We start from the raw sequence: 6,727 nt of genomic DNA, 5'->3' as shown, positions 1-6,727 counted from the left end.
CAAAATTTAGAACGCCATAAGGATAGAGTTCGGGAAAATCTCTTGAGCGAAATAGGTGAAATAAAACGAAGACAACGGACTGCCGATGTAGAACCTGTCTTTGCACATATCAAATCTAACCGGAACTTCAAACGTTTTACGCACATCGGAATAGAAAAAGCGGAATTAGAGTTCGGATTACATGCTTTAGCACACAATCTAAGAAAGAAAAGTGCTTAAAAGGAGCACTTTTTTAGACTATTCTAAAAAAAGCACACCTATCCCAATTTAAAATCTTAAAACTGAATAAAAAAAGCCGCCTCAAATTTTATTTTGAGACGGCTTCTTCATTTTAAAAAAGATTCTGATGAATATATTAACCGACAAAGATCTCCAACTAAAAACCATCCCAAACCTCTCCTGGCTTCCCTGGATCGGCTCCAACTATTTTAAAAACACCAGCCGCCTGCTGATCATCGGTGAATCACAATACGCGAAGGGAGAAACTGCAGCAGCCTTTCAGGAAGATTTAGCCCGGGTAAATGGGATTGATTTTACCAGGAATTCGGTTTTGCAAACCCAGATTCAAAATCATTATAAGCATCCGGCATTGGATAATCTGCTGAAAGCGCTTGTGGGAAATGCATCAATCGGCAAAGAGAAATTGTGGAAGGAAATTGCTTTCTATAATTTTGTGCAGCGCGTGATGGATTACAGCAGTTTTAACGGAAAAAAAACGGAACAACCTACCATCGCAGATTTTGATGAAGGTTGGAAAGTTTTTGTCGAGGTGGTGAAAATTCTGAAACCGACCGACTGTATTTTTATCGGAGTGAGTGCCGCTATGCCTTTTGAGCGGATGATGGATCGGCTGAATATTAAACGAACGGACAGAACCGCACATGCTAAAATCGGCAATACAACTCCGATGTCGGCATCAATAGAAATTGAAGGTCATACAACTAAGATTTCTTTTGTAAGACATTCTTCGGCTTATTTTTCGGCGGAAGAATGGACTCCATTTCTGGCAAAACAGCATGGAAAGATTATCGAAGAACTCACCAAATATATATTGTAACAAATACCGGTTCGAAAAAGTTGGGATCTGCATTTTACGTCAATGTCTGCAAATCGGAAGTTCCGGCGGTGATGGACGCGAGCGAAGCGAGCGCAGAAATGAGTGATTTCATTTTTGATTGATTATTTAGCATCCAGATAAAATCCCAGTAAATCGATGAAGGTTTCGGGCTAAAAGGCAATTTTTCTAGTCGCGCGAGCGAAGCGAGCGCTAAAAGTGTGTCGGATGCGTGCGAACAGTTCTTTAAACGGCGTTGTCGAAAGGCGAAGCGGGCGCCGAAAAGTGTGCTGGGTGCATCCGAAAATCATAAACCGCGTTGTTCTGAATGCGCTGCGAGCGAAGCGAGCGCAGAAAAGAGTGCCAATCTTTTTGTATTGCTCTTTTGCTCACGTTGTGGAAAAGCAGGCGCGAGCGAAGCGAGCGCCGAAAAGAGTGCTAAGTTCTTCTTACAATTCTTCACATGTGCTGTGAAAATAAAAGGTGCGAGCGAAGCGAGCGCAAAAAAGAGTATCGAATTTGTCTGTGTAGTTTTCTGAATGGATTTGAGGAATTGTAGCGCGAGCGAAGCGAGCGCAAAAAAGAGTGCTAATCTTTTTGTATTGCTCTTTTGCTCACGTTGTGGAAAGGCAGGTGCGAGCGAAGCGAGCGCAAAAAGTAATGCTAATCTTTTTCTATTGTTCTTTGCTCATGTTGTGGAAACGTAGGCGCGAGCGAAGCGAGCGCCGAAAAGTAATACAGTCATCTTCATTCTTCTTTCCCATCTTTAGTTTCAAAAACGACCTACGCCCCGACCTGAGTGGAGCTCTTTTTTGCGCAACGAAGTGGAGCAAAAAAAGCGGGAACGGAGGGCGGAAAAAGGCGCCCCAAAAAAAATCCCCGTCCAAAGCTGGTTGAACGGGGATTTATATGTAAAAAAACGCCTGCTGATTATGCCTGTACGTTGTTTTGTCCTAATACGAATGGTTCGATCTCTTTGATCTCTCCGAACTGCTGCTCATAGTTGGCAATGTTCTGCTGCAAAGCATTCATCACTCTTTTGGCGTGTAGCGGCGCAAGAATCACTCGTGATCTTACGTTAGCCTGCTGAACGCCCGGCATCATCTGAATGAAATCTACCACGAACTCTGAAGGTGAATGGTTTACAAGTGCAAGGTTGCAATATACTCCTGCAGCCACCATTTCATTAAGGTTGATATTGATGTTGTTTGGATCCTGGTTTTGGTTAGGATTCTGGTTGTTTTGGTTGTTGTCCATTTGTTTTAATATTTTAAATTATAAATTTTAGATTTTGATGATAGATGACAGACGAATAGATAATAGACGATACTTTAAAAAGAAGTTTAGAATCTATTATCTATCCGTCTATTATCTAATGTCTTTTTTTAGTTAAGGTCTTCGAATTCTTTTTTGGAACCTACGATTACGTTCTGGTAATCTTTCAGACCTGTACCTGCAGGGATTCTGTGGCCCACAATTACATTTTCTTTCAGACCGCTCAGGTAATCTACTTTTCCGGAAACCGCTGCTTCGTTCAATACTTTGGTAGTTTCCTGGAAAGAAGCCGCGGACATGAATGATTTTGTTTGAAGCGCTGCTCTTGTAATACCCTGTAAAACCGGTGTAGCGGTTGCAGGCAAGGCTTCGCGAACTTCCACCAACGCAAGATCTTCACGACGAAGTTTTGAATTTTCGTCTCTCAGTTCTTTGGTGGTGATCATCTGTCCTGGCTTGAATTCTTTGGAATCACCGGCTTCGGTTACTACTTTCAGACCAAACACTCTGTTGTTTTCTGCTAAGAAATCGCCTTTGTGTTCCAGTGCACCCTCAAGGAATTGTGTATCACCTCCATCAACGATCGAAACTTTGGTCATCATCTGACGGACAATAATTTCGAAGTGTTTGTCGTCGATTTTTACACCCTGAAGTCGGTATACTTCCTGGATCTCATTTACCAAATATTCCTGAACGGCGGTTGGGCCTTTAATTTTCAGAATATCATCCGGCGTAATGGAACCGTCGGAAAGTGGTGAACCCGCTCTCACAAAGTCATTTTCCTGTACCAAAATCTGGTTCGAAAGTTTTACTAAATATTTGGAGATCTCGCCAGTCTTAGCTTCCACGATCAATTCGCGGTTACCACGCTTGATTTTTCCATAAGAAACTACACCGTCGATTTCTGTTACTACAGCGGGGTTCGAAGGATTTCTTGCTTCGAAAAGTTCGGTTACCCTTGGCAAACCACCCGTGATATCTCCGGATTTCGCGGACTTTCTTGGGATCTTGATCAGGACTTTACCGGACTTAATTTTCTCACCATCATTTACCATAAGGTGGGCACCAACCGGCAGGTTATAGGCTTTTTGCTCTACGCCTTTGGCATCTACAACTTTAAGTGTCGGCACGGCTTTCTTGTTTCGGGACTCGGAAATTACTTTCTCTTCGAAACCTGTCTGCTCATCGATCTCCAACTGGAAGGAAATACCCTGGATGATGTCTTCATACTCTACCTTACCGGCAGATTCTGCAATAATTACCGCGTTATACGGATCCCAGCGTGCAATGGTGTCACCTTTGCTTACTTTGTCGCCCGGTTTTACAAGCAACTCAGAACCATAAGGAACGTTTGCCACCATAAGCGGTGTACGCAACGCATTGTCGGAAACCAAACGGAATTCCGTTGAACGGGAAACCAGGATCTCCACTTTTTTACCTTCATCATTTTCGGAGGTTACAGTTCTTACTTCGTCCATTTCCACGATACCGTCGCGACGTGCAACGATGGATGGATTTTCGGAAATATTCCCTGCTGTACCACCCTGGTGGAAGGTTCTAAGAGTAAGCTGTGTTCCCGGCTCACCAATTGACTGTGCGGCAATAACTCCTACAGCTTCACCCATGTGAATTGGTTTTCCAGTGGCAAGGTTACGGCCGTAACACGCGGCACAGATTCCTTTTTTGGCTTCACAGGTTAATGGAGAACGAACTTCTACAAGATCAATTCCTGCACTTTCGATCACTTTCGCCAGTGCTTCATTGATCAGCTGATCGGCTTCTACAAGGATCTCATCACTTTCCGGGTGATAGATATTATGCAGAGAAACACGACCTAATATTCTTTCGGAGATACGTTCAACGATCTCGTCATTTTTCTTTAACGGAGAAACTTCAACACCTCTTAAGGTACCACAGTCGTTCTCGGTAATGATCACATCCTGCGCCACATCAACCAGTCTTCTGGTAAGGTAACCGGCATCGGCAGTTTTCAGTGCGGTATCCGCAAGACCTTTACGGGCACCGTGGGTAGAGATAAAATATTCCAAAATCGAAAGACCTTCTTTAAAGTTGGCCACAATCGGGTTTTCAATGATCTCTGCACCTGTGGAACCTGCTTTCTGAGGTTTGGCCATCAGTCCACGCATTCCGGAAAGCTGACGGATCTGTTCTTTGGAACCCCTTGCTCCGGAATCAAGCATCATATACACTGAATTAAACCCACCCTGGTCGGTCTTCATCCTGCTCATGATCATTTCAGTTAAACCGGCGTTGGTATTGGTCCAAACGTCGATCACCTGGTTGTATCTCTCAGTATCTGTAATAAGACCCATGTTATAGTTGGCCTTAATTTCATCTACATTTTCTACAGCAGTGGCGATCATGGTTTTCTTTTCCTCCGGAATGGCGATATCACCTAAACTAAAGGACAGACCACCTTTGAAGGCGTTTGCATATCCCAGATCCTTCATATCGTCCAGGAACTGTACGGTAGTCGGGAAGTCTGTATCGGCCAAAATTCTACCGATGACATTTCTTAATGATTTCTTGGTCAGAAGTTCATCAATATAACCAACTCCCTGCGGAACAATCTGGTTAAAGAGAATTCTTCCGACGATGGTATCTACCAATTTAGTCACAAGTTCGCCGTTTTCCTTTACAGGAACTCTACAACGCACTCTGGCATTAAGAGAAACCATACCTTCAGCATAAGCGATCTCCACTTCCTCCGGTGAATAGAAGGCAAGACCTTCGCCTTTCACCTTATGATCTTCGGTGGAACGCAATTCTTTGGTCATATAATAAAGACCCAAAACCATGTCCTGAGAAGGTACAGTAATTGGTGAACCATTTGCCGGGTTCAGAATATTCTGGGAACCTAACATGAGAAGCTGCGCCTCCAAAATAGCTTCAGGTCCCAGAGGAAGGTGAACAGCCATCTGGTCACCATCGAAATCCGCGTTGAATGCCGTAGTTACCAATGGGTGAAGCTGGATTGCTTTTCCTTCGATCATTTTTGGCTGGAACGCCTGGATCCCCAATCTGTGAAGCGTAGGTGCCCTGTTCAAAAGAACCGGGTGACCTTTCATCACGCTTTCCAGAATATCATAAACTACAGGTTCTTTTCTGTCGATGATTCTTTTGGCAGATTTCACGGTTTTTACAATTCCTCTTTCGATCAGTTTTCTGATGATGAACGGTTTGTAAAGTTCCGCGGCCATATCTTTAGGAATACCACATTCGTGCAACTGTAGGTTTGGACCTACGACGATTACCGAACGTGCTGAGTAATCCACACGTTTACCCAAGAGGTTCTGACGGAAACGACCTTGCTTACCTTTCAGTGAATCTGAAAGTGATTTCAACGGTCTGTTGGATTCCGATTTTACGGCAGAAGATTTTCTGGTGTTATCGAATAATGAATCTACAGATTCCTGCAGCATTCTTTTTTCGTTTCTAAGGATTACTTCCGGAGCTTTGATTTCCAAAAGTCGCTTCAAACGGTTATTTCTGATGATTACACGACGGTAAAGATCATTTAAATCTGAAGTCGCGAAACGCCCACCATCCAATGGAACCAACGGTCTCAGTTCTGGCGGAATTACAGGAAGCACGCGCATGATCATCCACTCAGGTTTGTTGATCATTCTTGTATTTGCCCCTCTGATGGCTTCGACTACATTCAGTCTTTTTAAAGCTTCGGTTCTTCTCTGTTTTGAAGATTCGTTGTGCGCTTTGTGACGAAGATCGAATGACAATGTATCGAGATCGATTCTTCTTAATAATTCCTCAACCGCTTCAGCACCCATTTTGGCGATAAATTTGTTTGGATCGGCATCATCCAGATATTGATTTTCTGCAGGAAGCGTTTCCAGAACATCCAGATATTCTTCTTCTGTTAAGAATTCTTTATCATCGAAATCGGAACCGTCGGCTCTCTTGGCCATACCTTGCTGAATAACGACATATCTTTCATAATAAATGATCATGTCGAGTTTCTTGGACGGCAATCCTAAAAGGTAACCGATCTTGTTCGGCAATGAACGGAAGTACCAGATATGAGCCACAGGAACAACCAGACCAATGTGGCCGATCCGCTCGCGGCGTACTTTCTTTTCGGTAACTTCTACCCCACAACGGTCACACACGATCCCCTTGTAACGGATTCTTTTGTATTTACCGCAAGCACATTCGTAATCCTTTACAGGACCAAAAATTTTCTCGCAGAACAAACCGTCTCTTTCAGGTTTGTGGGTTCTGTAGTTGATGGTTTCCGGTTTCAAAACTTCGCCGCGGGAATCCTGCAAAATAGATTCGGGAGAAGCTAAACCGATCGTAATTCTATCGAAATTACTTGTTTTATTTTTATTTGACATTTGATTTTATTTAGATTAAAAG

4 protein-coding genes are annotated in these 6,727 nt (G+C 43.4%); 2 read left to right on the top strand and 2 right to left on the bottom strand.

Features of this window, described 5'->3' with window-relative positions:
- A partial coding sequence (locus tag H562_RS0103320) for a transposase (RefSeq protein ID WP_027376205.1) occupies window positions 1-219 on the top strand: 219 nt, incomplete at its 5' end.
- Between the two features lie 127 nt (window positions 220-346).
- On the top strand, window positions 347-1,057 hold the full coding sequence (locus tag H562_RS0103315) for a hypothetical protein (protein ID WP_027376204.1): 711 nt from the start codon (window positions 347-349) through the stop codon (window positions 1,055-1,057).
- Between the two features lie 927 nt (window positions 1,058-1,984).
- Here the strand turns inward: H562_RS0103315 and H562_RS14575 are convergent.
- Together H562_RS14575 and rpoC are read right to left on the bottom strand one after the other, a co-directional pair.
- Window positions 1,985-2,311 (bottom strand): DUF3467 domain-containing protein, encoded by a 327-nt coding sequence (locus H562_RS14575; protein WP_034690493.1) that lies wholly within the window; start codon window positions 2,309-2,311, stop codon window positions 1,985-1,987.
- A 128-nt stretch (window positions 2,312-2,439) separates the two neighbouring features.
- Window positions 2,440-6,705 (bottom strand): DNA-directed RNA polymerase subunit beta', encoded by a 4,266-nt coding sequence (gene rpoC / locus H562_RS0103290; protein WP_027376202.1) that lies wholly within the window; start codon window positions 6,703-6,705, stop codon window positions 2,440-2,442.
- Window positions 6,706-6,727 lie beyond the last annotated feature (22 nt).

Source organism: Kaistella palustris DSM 21579 (assembly GCF_000422265.1).
GTDB classification, from domain to species: Bacteria; Bacteroidota; Bacteroidia; order Flavobacteriales; family Weeksellaceae; genus Kaistella; species Kaistella palustris.
This window is presented reverse-complemented; position numbering and strand designations above follow the sequence as displayed.

What these genes read in the sequence shown, in the direction of transcription:
- H562_RS0103315 (WP_027376204.1), top strand. Translation starts at nt 347, where the DNA reads ATGAATATATTAACCGACAAAGATCTCCAACTAAAAACCATCCCAAAC.
- H562_RS14575 (WP_034690493.1), bottom strand. Translation starts at nt 2,311, where the DNA reads ATGGACAACAACCAAAACAACCAGAATCCTAACCAAAACCAGGATCCA.
- rpoC (WP_027376202.1), bottom strand. Translation starts at nt 6,705, where the DNA reads ATGTCAAATAAAAATAAAACAAGTAATTTCGATAGAATTACGATCGGT.